The organism is Pseudomonas sp. GW823-FHT02C02 (genome assembly GCF_058797635.1).
Map to the genome: position 1 here is coordinate 181337 of NZ_JBXAJV010000001.1, position 15871 is coordinate 197207.

14 protein-coding genes are annotated in these 15871 nt (G+C 61.6%); 2 read left to right on the top strand and 12 right to left on the bottom strand.

Going from position 1 to position 15871, the window contains the following annotated elements:
• Positions 1–62: 62 nt before the first annotated feature.
• Together AC1ROI_RS00820 and AC1ROI_RS00825 are read left to right on the top strand one after the other, a co-directional pair.
• Positions 63–1340: an NAD(P)/FAD-dependent oxidoreductase gene (locus tag AC1ROI_RS00820; protein ID WP_010460284.1), complete on the top strand. Its 1278-nt coding sequence runs from the start codon at positions 63–65 to the stop codon at positions 1338–1340.
• A gap of 141 nt (positions 1341–1481) precedes the next feature.
• Positions 1482–2126, top strand: coding sequence for an MliC family protein (locus tag AC1ROI_RS00825; protein ID WP_010460286.1), 645 nt, complete (start codon positions 1482–1484; stop codon positions 2124–2126).
• A 28-nt stretch (positions 2127–2154) separates the two neighbouring features.
• On the opposite strand, the gene AC1ROI_RS00830 is transcribed toward AC1ROI_RS00825, so the two are convergent.
• The 12 genes from AC1ROI_RS00830 to AC1ROI_RS00885 all read right to left on the bottom strand — a co-directional run bounded on the left by AC1ROI_RS00830 (position 2155) and on the right by AC1ROI_RS00885 (position 15806).
• On the bottom strand, positions 2155–2595 hold the full coding sequence (locus AC1ROI_RS00830; protein WP_102593684.1) for a CBS domain-containing protein: 441 nt from the start codon (positions 2593–2595) through the stop codon (positions 2155–2157).
• Between the two features lie 40 nt (positions 2596–2635).
• Positions 2636–3013 (bottom strand): nitrite reductase small subunit NirD, encoded by a 378-nt coding sequence (gene nirD, locus AC1ROI_RS00835; RefSeq protein WP_077748465.1) that lies wholly within the window; start codon positions 3011–3013, stop codon positions 2636–2638.
• A complete protein-coding gene (gene nirB / locus AC1ROI_RS00840) occupies positions 3013–5574 on the bottom strand; it encodes a nitrite reductase large subunit NirB (RefSeq protein WP_102593683.1) in 2562 nt (853 codons plus the stop codon). Before nirB ends, nirD begins: the two co-directional genes overlap by 1 nt.
• Before the next feature lie 348 nt (positions 5575–5922).
• On the bottom strand, positions 5923–7263 hold the full coding sequence (locus tag AC1ROI_RS00845; RefSeq protein WP_371857837.1) for a glutamine synthetase family protein: 1341 nt from the start codon (positions 7261–7263) through the stop codon (positions 5923–5925).
• Between the two features lie 20 nt (positions 7264–7283).
• On the bottom strand, positions 7284–7838 hold the full coding sequence (locus AC1ROI_RS00850; RefSeq protein WP_010460296.1) for a helix-turn-helix domain-containing protein: 555 nt from the start codon (positions 7836–7838) through the stop codon (positions 7284–7286).
• A 25-nt stretch (positions 7839–7863) separates the two neighbouring features.
• Complete coding sequence (locus tag AC1ROI_RS00855) at positions 7864–9153, bottom strand: NAD(P)/FAD-dependent oxidoreductase (RefSeq protein WP_102593681.1); 1290 nt, start codon at positions 9151–9153, stop codon at positions 7864–7866.
• 68 nt (positions 9154–9221) lie between these two features.
• Positions 9222–10406 carry a patatin-like phospholipase family protein gene (locus AC1ROI_RS00860; protein WP_042932066.1) on the bottom strand — a complete coding sequence of 395 codons (1185 nt, stop codon included), beginning with the start codon at positions 10404–10406 and terminating at the stop codon, positions 9222–9224.
• Positions 10407–10508: 102 nt separating this feature from the next.
• Complete coding sequence (locus tag AC1ROI_RS00865) at positions 10509–10973, bottom strand: MaoC family dehydratase (RefSeq protein WP_010460302.1); 465 nt, start codon at positions 10971–10973, stop codon at positions 10509–10511.
• Positions 10974–10994: 21 nt separating this feature from the next.
• Positions 10995–11726: a hypothetical protein gene (locus AC1ROI_RS00870; RefSeq protein ID WP_102593680.1), complete on the bottom strand. Its 732-nt coding sequence runs from the start codon at positions 11724–11726 to the stop codon at positions 10995–10997.
• Positions 11723–12811, bottom strand: coding sequence for an AI-2E family transporter (locus AC1ROI_RS00875; protein WP_102593679.1), 1089 nt, complete (start codon positions 12809–12811; stop codon positions 11723–11725). Before AC1ROI_RS00875 ends, AC1ROI_RS00870 begins: the two co-directional genes overlap by 4 nt.
• A gap of 78 nt (positions 12812–12889) precedes the next feature.
• Complete coding sequence (locus AC1ROI_RS00880; protein WP_083376749.1) at positions 12890–13525, bottom strand: response regulator transcription factor; 636 nt, start codon at positions 13523–13525, stop codon at positions 12890–12892.
• 4 nt (positions 13526–13529) lie between these two features.
• Positions 13530–15806: a PAS domain-containing sensor histidine kinase gene (locus tag AC1ROI_RS00885; protein ID WP_102593678.1), complete on the bottom strand. Its 2277-nt coding sequence runs from the start codon at positions 15804–15806 to the stop codon at positions 13530–13532.
• Positions 15807–15871 lie beyond the last annotated feature (65 nt).

Here is a 15871-nt window from a genome sequence, read left to right on the forward strand (position 1 = left end):
GACTGCGCCCGCTGTAAACCCGCCCGGCTTTGCAGCCGGGCCACTTATTCCAGGAAAGCGCCATGACTCTGCCTGCTGCACACAACCCGCACGACATCGCTGACATTGCCGTGGTCGGCGCCGGCATCATCGGCGTCGCTTGCGCTGTGCGGCTGGCACGTCAGGGTCTGCGGGTGGTGGTCCTCGACCAGCAAGACCCTGGCCGGGGCGCCTCGTTTGGCAATGCCGGGCACCTGGCGACCGAACAGGTGTTTCCTATCGCCGACCTGTCCATCCTCAAACGTCTGCCCGCCATGCTCACAGACCCAATGGGGCCGTTGCGCCTGGACTGGAAATACCTGCCACGCGCTCTGCCCTGGTTCACTCGCCTGTTGCTGAACCTGCGACATGCCCCCTTCCAACGAACCATCGCCGGCCTGCGCGCACTCAACGAAAGCAGCCTGGGCGCCTGGCACCGACTGCTGGAGGACATTGCCCGCCCCCATCTGCTGCGCGAAGACGGCTCGTTGCTGGTGTTCGAACGGGCGGACTCGCATAAAGCAATCGAAGCGCTACAGGCTCGGATGCGCCATCAACACGTACCGGTCGACTACTGGCAGGCCAACGCGGTGCGCGAGGCGGCGCCACAACTCAGCGAGCGAATTCAGGGCGGTCTGTTCTTCCCGCGCACCGGTCATTTTCTCGACCCTTACCGAGTGGTCTGCGAACTGGTCCATGCCGCCAAAGCCTGCGGCGTGCACTTCCTCAAGCACCAGGTCCTGGGCGCACACCTGCATGAGCACGGCGTCTCGCTTATCACCGACCAGGGCCGTTTCACCGCACGCCAGACCCTGATCGCCTGCGGTGCTCACTCCGCGAAGTTGACGGCAGCGCTGACCGGCAAAAAAGTACCGCTGGATACCGAGCGCGGCTATCACCTGATGTTGCCCCATGAACACGGACGGCTGCCGTTCGCCGTCACCTCGCTGGAGCGCAAGTTCATCATGACCCCGATGACCGATGGACTGCGCTTGGCCGGCACCGTCGAGTTTGCCGGCCTCGACCGAGCGCCGGTGATGGAGCGTGCCTGGCAGTTGCACCGGTTAAGTGAAGGTCTGTTCAAGCGCGATTTGAACGCTGAGGCGGCGACGCCGTGGATGGGGTTTCGCCCGTCCTTGCCGGATTCCCTGCCGATCATCGACCGGGTGTGCGACGGCAAAGTGCTGCTCGCTTTCGGTCACCAGCACCTAGGCCTGACACAGGCCGCAGTCACAGCCGAACTCATCGCGCAACTGGCTTCGCCTGCGCCTCATACCCATGAATTACCGGACATTGCGCCCTACAGGTTGGATCGATTCTGAAGGTCACCCGCCGCCGGGCGGGTGTGGCAAGTTTCAAACACTGGCATACACTGCGTACACCCATGCAAACGAATGACTGTTCAACGGATCGCCAGGTCCTCGGCAATCCGGGCATCCCAAAATGATCTGGGTGAAGCCAACATGAAAACGGTCACGGCCCTGTTCAGATGCCTGTTCGCTGCCAGCCTGTGCGCGGCGGCGAGCACCTGCGCCCACGCTGCGTCCCCTCCCGGCATCGACTGCGCCAAGACCAGGGTCTCCGTGGAAAAGCTTATCTGTCGCGATCCACAACTGACGCAGATGGACATCGAACTGACGCGTCTTTATCGCCTGGCGCTCACCGATGAACGTTCAGTTCCGCCCCCGGACAAAGTCATCATCGACCAGCAGTTCTGGATCGATGCCCGCAATGGGTGTGCCTCGGGACCGGAGCAAAAGATGTGCATCATCCGCAGTTATGCCGAGCGTGCGCACCAGCTTCGCCAAGGCTCGGCCATCGTGAGAACCAAGGATCCAGACCGACTCACCGAAGGCCCCCTGGCGTTTCGTTGTGCAGGCTTTAACACGCTGATTACTGCCACTTTCTTCAGTACGCAGCCGGGTGTCGTGTACCTGAAATGGGCCAACACCGCGATCACCCTGAGCCAGGTGCCGAGCGATTCGGGCACTCGATACACCGGCAAGGATTACCAGGGCAATTACAGCTTTTGGCAAGACGGCAACGCGGTGCTTTTCCAGAAGCCAGGCTCACGGGAAATGAGCTGTACGGTCGAACCGGTCAGTTGATGGCTTTGGCGCAAAACCACCCACCGTCTCAGTGCCCGCGAATGTAATGCTCCAATTGCCGAATCAGATCGGCCTGTTCGACGATGGCTTCCTTGACCAGATCGCCAATCGACAGCAGACCAATCAGTTCACCGTCGTCCACCACCGGCAAATGACGCAGATGACTGTCGGTCATGACGGCCATGCAGCGCTCGATGCTTTGCTGACTCGGCGCAGTCACTACCGGCGAGCTCATGATGTCGCGCACTGGCGTCCCTACTGAAGAGCGCCCCTGCAGCACGACTTTGCGGGCATAGTCACGCTCGCTGATCACCCCGACCACCTGGCCTTTGTCGATGACGGGAAGTGCCCCGACGTTCTTTTCGGCCATCAGCTTCAGGGCCTCCAGCACCATTTCATCAGGTGCGATGCTATGCACCTGACGGTTCTGCACGACCTTGAGTTTGAGCAACTGTGCGGCTGTTTTCATACGTGGCTCCGATTCGATTGCGTGATGCAGTTAATGGCCTTCAAACCGCCCCGACCTCCACCCTCCCCCCGTTCAACCGCACCGGCCAGACCCGCAAACGCTGTTGCGGGTACTCCAGGCAACTGCCGTCCTCGAGCCGGAAATGCTGTTTGTAGATCGGCGACGCCACCACCAGGTCGCCCTTGATGCTGCCGATCAATCCGCGACCGATGACATTCGCCCCGGATTGCGGGTCATGGTTGTCAATGGCGTAGAGGGTCTGCCCCTCGGCTCCGGGCAGGTAGAACAGCGCCACTTGTGCGCCGTCGAGCCAGACGACCACGCCGGAGTTACTGACCAGGTCCTGTTGGTCGCAGACGGTTTGCCAGGCGCCGGTGTTTTCCAGGGGCGCAATGCGTCGGGTAGTGGGCTGGCTCATCAGGCAATCTCCTCGGTGACAGGGATAAGGTTGAGTTCGGCGGCCATGATCGGACGCCGCTGACCGCGCTCCTGGACAAAGTGAATGTCCGGGTCCGGGCGTTTGTCGTTGACGAAGGTACGGAAACGCTTGAGTTTTTCCGGGTCTTTGAGGGCGTTGGCCCACTCGCATTCATAGCGGTCGACCACCAATTGCATCTGCGATTCGAGCTCTTCACCCAGGCCGAGGCTGTCGTTAATGATCACCTCCTTGAGGAAGTCGAGGCCGCCTTCCAGGCTTTCACGCCATACCGAGGTGCGCTGCAATTTGTCGGCGGTGCGGATGTAGAACATCAGGAAACGGTCGATGTAGCGGATCAGGGTTTCATCGTCGAGGTCGGTGGCAAACAGTTCGGCGTGACGCGGTCGCATGCCGCCGTTGCCGGCGATGTACAGGTTCCAGCCTTTCTCGGTGGCGATCACGCCCACGTCTTTGCTCTGGGCTTCGGCGCACTCACGGGTGCAACCGGACACCGCGAACTTAAGCTTGTGCGGCGAACGCAGGCCCTTGTAGCGGTCCTCGATGAGCAGGGCCATTTTCACGCTGTCCTGTACGCCATACCGGCACCAGGTGCTGCCGACGCAGGACTTCACCGTGCGGGTCGATTTGCCGTAGGCGTGCCCCGTTTCGAAACCGGCTTCGATCAGCTCGGCCCAAATGTCCGGCAACTCGTGCAACTGCGCGCCGAACAAATCAATACGCTGACCGCCGGTGATTTTGGTGTAGAGGTCGTATTTCTTCGCCACCACGCCGATGGCGATCAGTTTGTCGGCGGTGATCTCGCCACCTGGGATGCGAGGCACCACCGAATAGGTGCCGTTTTTCTGCATGTTGGCCATGAACGTGTCGTTGGTGTCCTGCAGCGGCACCAGTGAGGCGTCCATGATCGGCTGGTTCCAGCACGATGCGAGGATCGAGCCCACCGCCGGTTTGCACACGTCGCAACCGGTGTGGCCACGGCCATGTTTGGCCAGCAGTTCTTCGAAGGTGATCACCCCTTCTACCCGTACCAATGCGTAAAGCTCCTGACGGGTATAGGCAAAGTGTTCGCACAGGCTTTTGTCGACGCTGACGCCGCGGGCAATCAGCTCATGTTCGAAAACCTGCTTGAGCAGCCCGGCACACCCGCCGCAGCCGGTGCAGGCCTTGGTTTGTGACTTGAGCAGGCCGAGGTCGGTGCAGCCACCGTCGATGGCCGAGCAAATGGAGCCCTTGGTGACGTTGTGGCACGAGCACACTGTGGCCGATTCGGGCAACGCGCCCGGGCCCAGGGTCGGCGCGCCTTCGGACGAGGGCAGAATCAGGCTGGCGGGTTCCGCGGGCAAGGCAATCGCGTTCTGCATGTATTGCAGCAGCGTGTCGTAATAGCTGTTGTCGCCGACCAGCACCGCACCGAGTACGTGCTTGCCTGTCGCATCCACCACCAATCGGCGGTAGCTGGCGGTGGTTTCGTCGATGAATTGATAACTGCGCGAGCCCGGCGTGCTGCCATGCGCATCGCCGATGGAGCCGACGTCAACGCCCAACAACTTGAGCTTGGTCGACATGTCCGCGCCCATGAACGGCTCGGCGACTTCGTTGCACAGCCGTGCAGCCACGCCGCGCGCCATCTGGTAGCCCGGGGCGACCAGGCCAAAAATGCTGCCATTCCACGCGGCACACTCGCCGATGGCATAAATGTTCGGATCGCTGCTCAGGCATTGGTCGTCAACCACCACGCCGCCGCGCGGGCCGACTTCCAGCGAGCACTGGCGGGCCAAGGTATCTTGGGCGCGGATCCCGGCGGAAAACACAATCAGGTCGGCCTCCAGAAATTCGTCATTGGCGAAATTCATCCGATAGCGATATTCCTCGCCTGGGCTGATCGATTGAGTGCCTCGCGAGAGGTGCACGCCGACGCCGAGGCGTTCGATCTGGGCCTTGAGTGCACGACCGCCCTGCTCGTCCAGCTGCACCGGCATCAGGCGCGGCGCGAATTCCACCACGTGAGCTTCCAGGCCCAGGCTTTTCAGGGCATTGGCGGCTTCCAGTCCGAGCAAGCCACCGCCGACCACCACGCCACGTCGGGCATTGGACGCAGCGGCGCGGATCGCATCAAGGTCTTCAAGGGTGCGGTACACCAGGCGCGAATCGCCCTCGGCGCCTTCGATCGGCGGCACAAACGGGTAGGACCCGGTGGCCAGTACCAATTTGTCGTAGGCGACGCAGCCTTGCGCGGTGATCACCTGGCAGCGGGCGCGGTCGATTTCCAGGACCGGCACACCCAAGTGCAAGGTGACGCCCGGGGTCTGGTACAACGAGGCTTCACCCAAGGCGAGCGACTCGGCATCACGTCCGGTGAAGTATTCGGAAAGGTGCACGCGGTCGTAGGCGCGCATCGGCTCCTCGCTGAAAACGTGCAGCCGATAGTGATCAAGGGCACCGCGCTCGATCAGCTGTTCGACACAATGATGTCCGACCATGCCGTTACCGATCACGATCAGCGTTTGCAGCTTGTTCAACGCGGCGACATTGGAATTCATAAGAAGTACCCGACTAAGCCCATCACGGTTCAAAAAGCAAAAAAAAACGCCTGAAACCTTGCGGTTCCAGGCGTCTTTGCCTGTTCTTTTGCGGTGTTGAAACCAGACGTCTATGCCTGACCCACCGATGTTGCCCACGAATCGATCGTCGTTGACCGAGGGGGCTGCCCACTCGACTGCGTTCACGGTGGGCCTGATCGATGTAATGCAGCGATTGTGCCAAGCGCTGAATGTCAGTGTTTTACGGCGCCTTCCGGGACCTTAAGAAGATCAACGTGGCGGTTTCTGCCTTGGCTTAGTGCATGCCGCCGCACGAAAGCTTTATTAAAGTGCATTTGCACGCTTGGCTTATAGATACCAGCGATACTCCCGCGCACTGATCTCCTGCATGAACGCCAGATGATCCTGGCGCTTGTTCTCGCAATACACGTCTACGAACTCCGCTCCCAGCCCTTCGCGCAGCTGCGGTTGATGCTGCATGGCGCGCACCGCTTCGAGCATCTCCAGCGGGAAGTCGACCCCGCTGTTGCGGTCTTCATTGAGCGGCGGGATCGGTTCGTTGCCTGCTTCCAGGCCCTGCTCGAGTCCCACCAGAATCGCCGCCAGCACCAGGTACGGGTTGGCATCGGCACCGGCCAGGCGATATTCGATGCGCAGGTTTTTCGCATCCGATTCCGGAATGCGCAGGCACGCATCACGATCCTCAAAGCCCCAGCTCGCCCGGGTGGCGATGTTGGTGGTGCCGCCCAAACGGCGAAAGGCGTTCTGGTTCGGCGCGAAGATCGGCATGCAATGCGGCAGTAGTTCCAGGCAACCGGCCACGGCATGACGCAACGATTGCTGCTGATTCGCGGCGAGGAGGTTATTGCCGGCGGCGTCATACAGGCTGACGTGCACATGCATGCCGCTGCCCGGGTGCTGCAAGTAAGGCTTGGCCATGAAGCTGGCGCGATAACCGTGTTTCAGGGCCACGCCACGGGTGCTGCGACAGAACAGGGCCGCCCAGTCCGCCGCTCGCAAGCCATCATCAAGATGCCCGAAATTGATCTCGAACTGGCCCGGGCCAAGCTCGGCGGTGATCACTGTGGTATCGATGCCTTGGGCCCGCGAGGCTTCGACCATCTCATCCAGCACCGGCGCAAAACGTGACAGGCGCTCGATGTGCATGTTCGGCTGATCGTCGGCATCGTCGGTCAGATCATCCCGGGGGAATTGCGGCAGTCCGTCGCGCAGCTTTTTATCGAACAGATAGAACTCCAGCTCGAACGCCACCACCGGATGGATGCCTTTGCCAGCGAGCCTGTCCAACACCTGCGCCAGGACCTGGCGCGGCTCGAACACAATCGGCTTCTCGGTGCCGTCCGAGGTGATCAGCATTTGCCCCAGCGGTTGTGCTTCCCAGCTGACCGGCTTGAGTGTACCGGGCACCAGGCGGCGCAGCGCATCCGGGTCACCGTCGTTGAAGCAGTAGTCGCCAATCTTGAACAAACCGCCTTGCACACCGAGCAGCACACAGTTTTGCGGCAGTTTCAGCGCGCTGCCGGCCGCGACCTTTTCCAGCATCTCCACGGGATAGCGCTTGCCGTAGAAGTGCCCCGGAATGTCCAGGGAAATCAGGTCGACATAACGTACATCAGGGTAGCGTTGGCGAAAGGCGTGCACCTCGGCCAGCAGATCAGCGTCCATCATGGTTGGTCCTATTGTGGTGATCAGGTGTAGACCCAGAGCACTCGCGTGAGGTGCTCGGTGAGGTTGCCGTAGCGGCAACGGGTATGGCTGTCGAACTGAAAGCTGTCGCCGGCCTGCAAGGTAACGGCGTCGTCATCACCCAACCACAGCGTCAACTCGCCTTCGAGCACGTAGCCGCCCTGCTCCGAGCTGTCGCTCAAGTGCCGTTCGCCACTGCTGGCGCCGGCTTCGAGGTGACTTTCGAGCATGGAAAACGAAGCCCGCATCTTCGGCGACACCAGAATGTCGGTGATGCCGTTGGCGTAGTACAACGTGCGGCGTTCATCCGGCCGGGTGACCCACGGCAGCTCCTTGGGTTTGGGCAGGCTATAGAAATAGGTGGTCGGCACGCCCAGGGTTTCGCTGATCGCCGTCAGGTCGGCCACGGTGGGTCGTGACAGGCCGCGTTCGACCTGTGAGAGAAAGCCGACGGAACGACCGATCTGGTCAGCCAGATCCTTCAAGGTGTACTTCTTATGCTTGCGCAGATCGTGAATCAGGATCGCCAGCGCGGCGATTTCTTCTTGCTTGTTCATGCCTGGAATTCCGCCAAGTGATTCATCAAATACTGTCGCGCAGTCGATACCACGCCTTGCCGATGGCTTCCAGCGGCGCCGCCAGGTATTTACCGCCGGGGAAGCTGGGGTTACTCAAGCCCTGATACAACGCCAGTTCATCACTCTGGCCGAGAATCGCGTCGGACACTGCGCGGGCAGCGGCCAGCGTGGGCAGCACGCCATGCCCGGAATACCCCTGAAGCCAGTAGCGATCACCCTTGCGACCAATGTCTGGGGTGCGTTTGAGCGTCAGGTCAATGTGCCCGCCCCAGGCGAACTCCAGCTTCACGCCTTTGAGCTGCGGGAAAACCCGTTCCAGAAACGGCCGGGTTGCGCCGGCAATGTCCCTGGGCATCCCACCCAGATACGTGCATCCACCGCCGAACAGCAAGCGGTTGTCCGGCGTGCGACGGAAATAGTCGAGGACGAACTGGTTGTCGGTGACGCAGACATTGCTCGGCAACAGCGCCGTGGCCTGCTCGGCCGTCAGGGGCGCGGTGGCGACTTGATAAGTGCCCACCGGCAACACGCAACTGGCCAGCTGCGGGTCGAGCTCGTCGAGATAGGCATTGCAGGCCAGCACCAGCACATCCGCGCGAATCGACCCGCGTTCGGTGTTTACCAGGAATTGACCGCCCTCCTCTCGATAACTCAGCGCCTTGCTTTGTTCATGGATACGGCCGCCCGCACGCTCGATGGCGGCGGCCAGGCCGAGGGCCAGTTTCAGTGGATTCAGGTGCGCGCCTTCAGGGTCATAAAGCCCGGCCTGATAGCGCTCGCTGGCCACCCATTCCGGCAACTGTTCACGGCGGATGAACTGCAAGCCATCGTGGCCCCACTTGTGGCTGGCTTCGTGCTGCCACTCCGTCAGCAGACCAACCCGACGGGGCATCACCGATGTCCACAAATGGCCAGCACGGTAATCACAGTCGAAACCATGGCGAGCCGGCAACTCACGCAGCTCTTGCGCAGCCCAGCGCATGCCGTCCCACAACCGCCGCGCACGCTCGTAGCCCAACGCTGCTTCCAGCGGCGGCATGTCACACGACCAGCCGAGAATGGCCTGCCCGCCATTGCGCCCCGACGCGGCCCATGCCACGCAGCTGGCTTCCAGCAGCGTCACCCGCTTACCAGCCAAAGCCAGGCGCAACGCAGTATGCAGGCCGCTGAAACCGGCACCGATGATGACGATTTCGGTGGTTTGCTCACCGGCAAGCGCCGGTCGGGTGGCCAGGCGATCAGCGCAACTGTGGGCGTAATAGCTGGCGACATGCTGCGTGGACTGCTGAAACATACAAGCCTCATGAAATTATATTTTTATAATTTCATGAAAAACTACAGCATAAATTTCATGCAGGCAACTCAGGTGTGCGGCGATTTATGCCACGGGTAGCCTTGCGCGCTAAGTTGAAAGGCGTAATCGAACAGACGCTTCATGTACTCGCCATCGAATTTCTGATTGCGCGGGCAGATAAAATCCGCGCCGATGTACGCCAGATTGAAATCTGCGCCGTCCTGCTGGGCGATCCGGTAAATGTGATTGAGGTCGCTGATCCCCTGGGTCTGGATCAAGGTGCTGATGGCTCGCCCGCCGATGCTCAAGGTCCGGCGCTTGGTACCGGACCACTGCGGTTCCAGTTTGCCATTGCGAATGACATAGAAATGCCGGGCACGGCGGATACGCGCGCCGGCCACGCTGTTCAACGCCATCACGGTGCCCGGCGGGTAAAGGAACACCTGAGTGAGGACGCCTCCGTCCACGTGCATTTCCTGAAACTGTTGGCCGTCGACCTCCACATCGATCATGACCGGTGAAACGGCACCGGGAATGCTCATCGACGCGATCATGATGTTGCGAAACAGGTGCAGCGCGCCCGGTGCTCCGCTGGAAGCAATCGCGCCCATGTTCCAGGTGACGGGCCGCCCGGCATCGAGGTCGGTGGTGCCGATCATCAGCAGTCGTCCCTTGGCGTATTGCGCAGCGATGGCCGCTAACACGTCGGCGGTGATGTACTTGGCAATGAGGCGCGCCAGGGGCTTGCTGTCCGCGATGCCGTCGCTGGCCAGGCGGGTCAGCACACTTCGCGCATGGAACACATCTTTCGGACCGATTGCGCTGCAGATCCCCAGGATGACCGGGTCATACTCAGGCCCCAGGTATGCGAACGGTGCGACCAGGGCACCTGCGCTGATGCCGGTGACGACTTTGAAAGGCGGTCGACTCCCATGCAAGCTCCAGCCGGCGATGATGCCCGCCGCGAAGGTGCCGGCGTCGCCGCCCCCCGAAATGGCCAGGTAGTAAGCCAGTGGCAGCGCATCGGTCGGCAACTCTGTGTCGGCGAGCGCCTCGACCTCGCGATCGTTGGCCAGGCTCGCATCCACAATGAACGCCGTCAGGTCCCGGTCCAGCCAGTAGCGCGCATTCGGGATGCCCGGAATGACTGCTTGTTCCGTCAGGTCTTGCGGCACCGCATCACGGCGTTGCAGGCACCCTTCACGCAACATGTTCATTGTTGAGGCGCTGGGCCTGGGCAGAAATGGTTTCACGACGCCTCCTCCGGTCCCTGCCATCGACAGAGCGCACTCGACTGACTCGGTGAAAACTGGCCTCCGCCATCATGCGCGCCCCCTAAAACCCATGACTACTTTTCAGTCAGGCGGCGGTCTCCTGAAGACCAGCAATTTGCCGGTGGCTCTCTGCACCACCTTGTCATTCTGATTGAGGGTCTCCATGAACATCGTCACTACGCCCCGGTCGGGTTTGGAGCTGGACGGGTCGATGGCCTGCACGGTGCATTGCAGGCGCAACAGGTCATCGGGGTAAGTCGGTGTCGGCCAGCTCAGCTCGATGCCCAACCCGATGATGCCGTCCGCCAACGGCACGCTGTCCACCAGCAGCTTCATGGTCAGGGCGGCGGTGTTCCAGCCGCTGGCGGCCAGGCCGCGGAACAGGCTCAACTCGGCAGCTTCAGGGTCGAGATGAAACGGTTGCGGGTCGTACTCCTGGGCGAAGGCCAGCATCGACGCTCGATGGACCCGCACGCTGTCGCTTTCGAACTGCTGACCCAGGCTCAGGTCATCGAGGTAGAGTTTTTCCCAGGCATGTACGGTCATGATTGTTCCCTGCGCAGCGCATCAGGAATAGACGATTTCGCTGAGATCGATGGCTACCAGCAAGGCATCCATGTCAGCCAGGCCGTCCTTCCCGCGTCGGTAGGCACGACGCTTGCCGGGCATGCGCAGCCCGTCAGCCTCGATGTAGTCAGACACATATTGGGTGGCAGGCATACCACCACTGACATCCACGTTGTAGTCGTGTCGCCGCAGCAGGAAGTCTTCACCGAAGTAGAAATCCTGTACGACGCAGTGCGTGGCGATGCTTTCGGGAAAGTGCACCCGCAAACGGCGCCAGCGCTCGGTTGCTTCTTGCCAGGGTTCGATTTCCTCGGTCACCACACCCGTCCACTTGAACAGAAAAGGCATGGTCAGGTAGGACCAGAGCGCATACCCGTTGAAGTACGCGCGATGCAGCGGATCCCACGGGGTGTTTTCGGTGTGGTCGCCAAAGGATTCCCGGGGCGCCCGGCGCTCGGCGATCACCTGCCCGTCGGTGGTTTCGATGGCGATTCGATCGGGTGAATAGGCTGTCCGTTTATCCGGGCCACCGAAGGGGGTTACCGAGGCTTTCTGTTCATGCAGCCAAACGGTCATCTGGCGAGGGGCGCTGTCTTGGGTCAGCCCTTTCGCGGCGCAGAGCGAGCCGCCGGTCACGAGGGTGGCGCGCACAGTGTTGAAGCTGTTCCAGCGGTCCAGACCACCATGGGCGATCAGCACCTGATCCAGCAGTGGATGATCCTGCGCATTCACAGTGGCGGCCCTCCTGTTTCCGATGGTCGATCCTGCACCCACTGCCAGAATAATTGATAGCCGACGGCAAGGACCACCGGCCCGATGAACAGCCCGATGATGCCACTGGTGACCATGCCGCCCAACGCACCAATCAACACCACCGGCATCGGCACGTCGACACCGCGCCCCAGCAACAAGGGCTTGAGGACGTTGTCCACCAGGCCGGCAATGAACACATAGATGGCGAAAATAATGGTCGCGGTGCTGGCGCCTTCGGTGGCAAAGACGAAGGCAATCACCGGTAGCGTAATCAGCGTCACCGGCAATTGCATGATGCCGAGCAGCAGCACCGCCAAGGCCAGCAGACCGGCACCGGGGATGCCCATGAAGACAAAGCCGAGGCCCACCAGCAGCATCTGGATGAACGCGATGCCGACCACGCCCAACGCCACCGCACGGATGGTGGCGGTGCACAGTTCAGCGATTTTCGGGCCCCGTGCCGGACCGCTGACTCTGGAGGCAATCTGGACCGCGGCGCGACTGCCGCCTTCGCCATGGGCCATGAAAATCCCGGCAATGATCAAGGCGAAGATGAACGTCAGGAAACCCATGCCGACACCCGCGAGTTTACCCAACAGGCCCAGGCTGACGTGTTTGATTTGCGGTACGTATTTGGCGGTCAGCTCGGGAAGATTGGTGGAGGCTTGAAGCCACAGATCAGAGAGTGGCCGGCCCACCAACGGCCAACTGGCAACTGATTCGGCCGGCGGTGGAATGTGAAAACCACCGCCCTTGACGACGTCCATCGCCCGTTCGACCGAATCGGCAATCGAGGTACCCAGCAGGTAGATCGGCACCATCAGGATGACGATGGCGATCAGAATGATCAGCGTCGCGACGTGCCCGGGTTTGTGGCTCCCCCTGAGTCGCTCTTGCAGCGGATAGAGGGTGATCGCCAGGATCAGCGACCACAACATCAAGTCGCGGAACGGGCTGAATATCTGGAAACAGAAAAGTACCAGCACCGCGATCAACCCGGCACGAATCATTACATCGAGCAGGGTGCGGCTCAGCGTTTTCTCGGTAAAGGGTGTGGGCTCCACGGGTGGCTCCTTGCAGATCACTGCAACGGTAGCGGATCGGTTAGCCCAGCATAGACGCTCAATACACGGCGTGAGGCTTCAACGCAATTTCAGTGGATCGACCAGTCCGGCGGCAATGGCCATGCCCACCAGGTCCGGCAGGGTGCTGGCCTGCATGCGCTTCATCACGCGTGAGCGATACAGGTCGACGGTTTTTGCGCTGACGCCCAGTTGCTCGGCGATTTCCCGAGTGGTGTAACCCTGCACCAGCGGCAGCAAGACATCGCGCTCGCGGGGGGTCAGTGTCAGCAAACGGGCTTGCAAGGCGTCATGGCCCTGATTACCCGATCGGTTGGCCGCGCAGTTGCTCAGCGCCTGTTGCACGCTGTCCAACAACAACTGCTCGTTGTAGGGTTTTTCGATGAAGTCATGGGCGCCCGCCTTGAACGCGCGCACCACAATGGGCACATCGGCGTGGCCGCTGACGAAGATGATCGGCAGGTTCAACTCCCGAGCGCGCATTTCTTCCTGCACGTTCAACCCGCCCATGCCGGGCATGCGCACATCCAGCAGCACGCAGGCGTCGAGCGTGGCATCACAGGCGCTGAGAAACTCCACGCCACTGGTAAAGGGCAAGGCCTTGAGCCCGACCGATTCCAACAGCCAGACCGTTGAATCGAGCATGCCCTGGTCATCGTCGACCACATACACCACGTGCTCAGTCACACCTGCCATTGCGTTATTCCTGTTGTTGTTTTGTTGGGCCGGCAAGCGGCAAGCGGCAACCCATCAGCAGCCCGACCGGTTGGCGCCGGGCCTGCAATTCACCGCCGAAACCTTCGATGATGCTGCGGCTCATGGACAAGCCAAGGCCCAGGCCATCGGCCTTGCTGGTATAGAACGGGGTAAATATCTGCTCCAGTTCGGGCTCACTGACGCCCGGCCCCTGGTCTTGCACACGGATTTCCACGGTGGCACCACCGCCCTGCTCCGCCGTCATCACGATCAGCGAGGGCTGCCCCGGATGTTGTTCGCGGTTGGCGTCGATGGCATTGCGCAGCAGATTGAGCAGCACTTGCTCCAGCAACACCCGGTCGGCATAAACGGGCGGCAGATTATCCGGCAGTCGATCCTCGATTGTCACTTGGCAATTGCTCGCTTCCCAGGCACACAAACGCACGGCCTCACGGGCGACGTCGGTAAAATTCAGGGCCTGCATGCGCCGCTGCCCCTTGCGCAGAAATGCCCGTAAGCGCTTGATCACTTCCGAGGCATGGGTGGCGTGATGGGTGATGCGTTGCAGCCCTTTCGCCACGCGTTCGGCGGCCTCGGGGTTGGTGTCGAGCGTCTGTAAATAGCGTTGACTGGCATTGGCGTAATTGACCACGGCGGCCAACGGCTGGTTGATTTCGTGGGCAATGCCCGAGGCCAGCTCGCCCAGGGTCACCAACCGTGCGGTGTGCGCCAATTCGTCTTGATGGCGACGCTGTTGCACCTCGCGCAATTCACGCTCGGTCATGTCCCGCGCCACCAAAGAGTAATAGCGCTCGCCGCCGGCCGAACGGTGCGCCAGCAGCACCAGCGACACCGGCACCGACGTGCCGCCACCGGGCGGTTGCAACCGTGCATCGGTGCTCCACACGCCGTCGCGTTCGGCACTGCTCCAGCCGTCACGTTGCAGGCGCGTCAGGTCAGCGCTGGCAAACAGCTGCGCCAGCGCCGGCATCGGTTGTTGCTCGTCGATATCGAGGATGCGCCGTGCGGCCGGGTTGAGGTAAGTGACTTGCCCGTCAGGGTCGATGAACAACACCGGATCGGTGTTGGCCTCGACCACTTCCGCCAGGCGCCGCTTGTTCTCTTCGGCCTGTACCCGGGCGGTGATGTCCCGGGACACGCTGACCACCTCGACCACCGCGCCGGTGTAGGTTTCACGGATCGCCCGGCTGGCGGTTTCGAACCAGAGGTAATGCCCGGCGCGGTGGCGAATGCGGTACGTCATGGTGTGATAACCGTCCTGCTCCAGCGCGTCCCGCGCACGCTGCACCAGGTTGGCGAGGTCCTGGCCGTGAAACAGGCCCTGGGCCATTTGCCCGCGCAACTCTTCGGGCCAGTAGCCAAGCAATGTCCAGGATGCCGGCGAGGCATCGAGAAAACGCCCGTCCGGGGTGTGCCGGGAAATCAGGTCGGTGGTGTTCTCGATGATCAGCCGGTACAGCCGCCGTGCCGTGGCGGCTTCGCGTTCGGCCAATACTTGTACCGTGGCATCGCGGCAACGGGCGAGCACGCGGTTGTCCTGGGGATCGGGGATAAACGTCCAGATCAGAATCTGCGCCTCGAACTGGGCTTCGACCCCTTCGATGGCACGTTGCTGGTCGAGGCAGGCACGCACCAACACCCGATGATTGACCGGCAAAAAGCCCAACACCTCGGTCAGCGGCTTTTCCGCGAGCAGGGCCAGCAGCGCGGCATTGAACTCCAGCGGTCGGCCCTGCGCATCGAGCAACAGACTCGGTTGTGGGTCGTGCCCCAACAGCGGCGACCCCCGCAGCATGCCGTTGACGCTGCTGAGCAAGGTGGTCAACAAATCCTGCATCCAACCCAGCCAGTCCAGACTCACGCCGTCGCAGACTTCCACCAGCAACAGGCCTGACTGCCCCGCCTGCAAGGCCAGATCAAACACTTGGCCATGGCTGATGGCTGCGCGGCGTAATCGGCCGGACAGCCAGCAATCGAGTTGCCGCACCTGGGCCAGGTCCAGGCGCCCGGTCTCGCCCAGCCGATCAAACAGCAGCTGATCGCTGGCCAGCGACGGATCGCCAAGGCCTGGCGGGAAATGCTGGGCGGCGCCTTCGTGGCTGTAAATTCGCGCGGTGGGTTGCCAACTCAGGTAAACCGCCCGCCGCACCTCGGGACATTCCTGCAGCGCACGGCACAACGCATCCGCCCGAGCGGCCAGGGACACGCCCTCGCGCTGCAGGCGCAACCAGCTGTGCAATCGAACGGGAGTCAGGGTCATCACAGGTCCGCATTGTCGGGGGAGCCAAGAATATACCGGCGCTAGAGGTATCGCCGCATTCATTT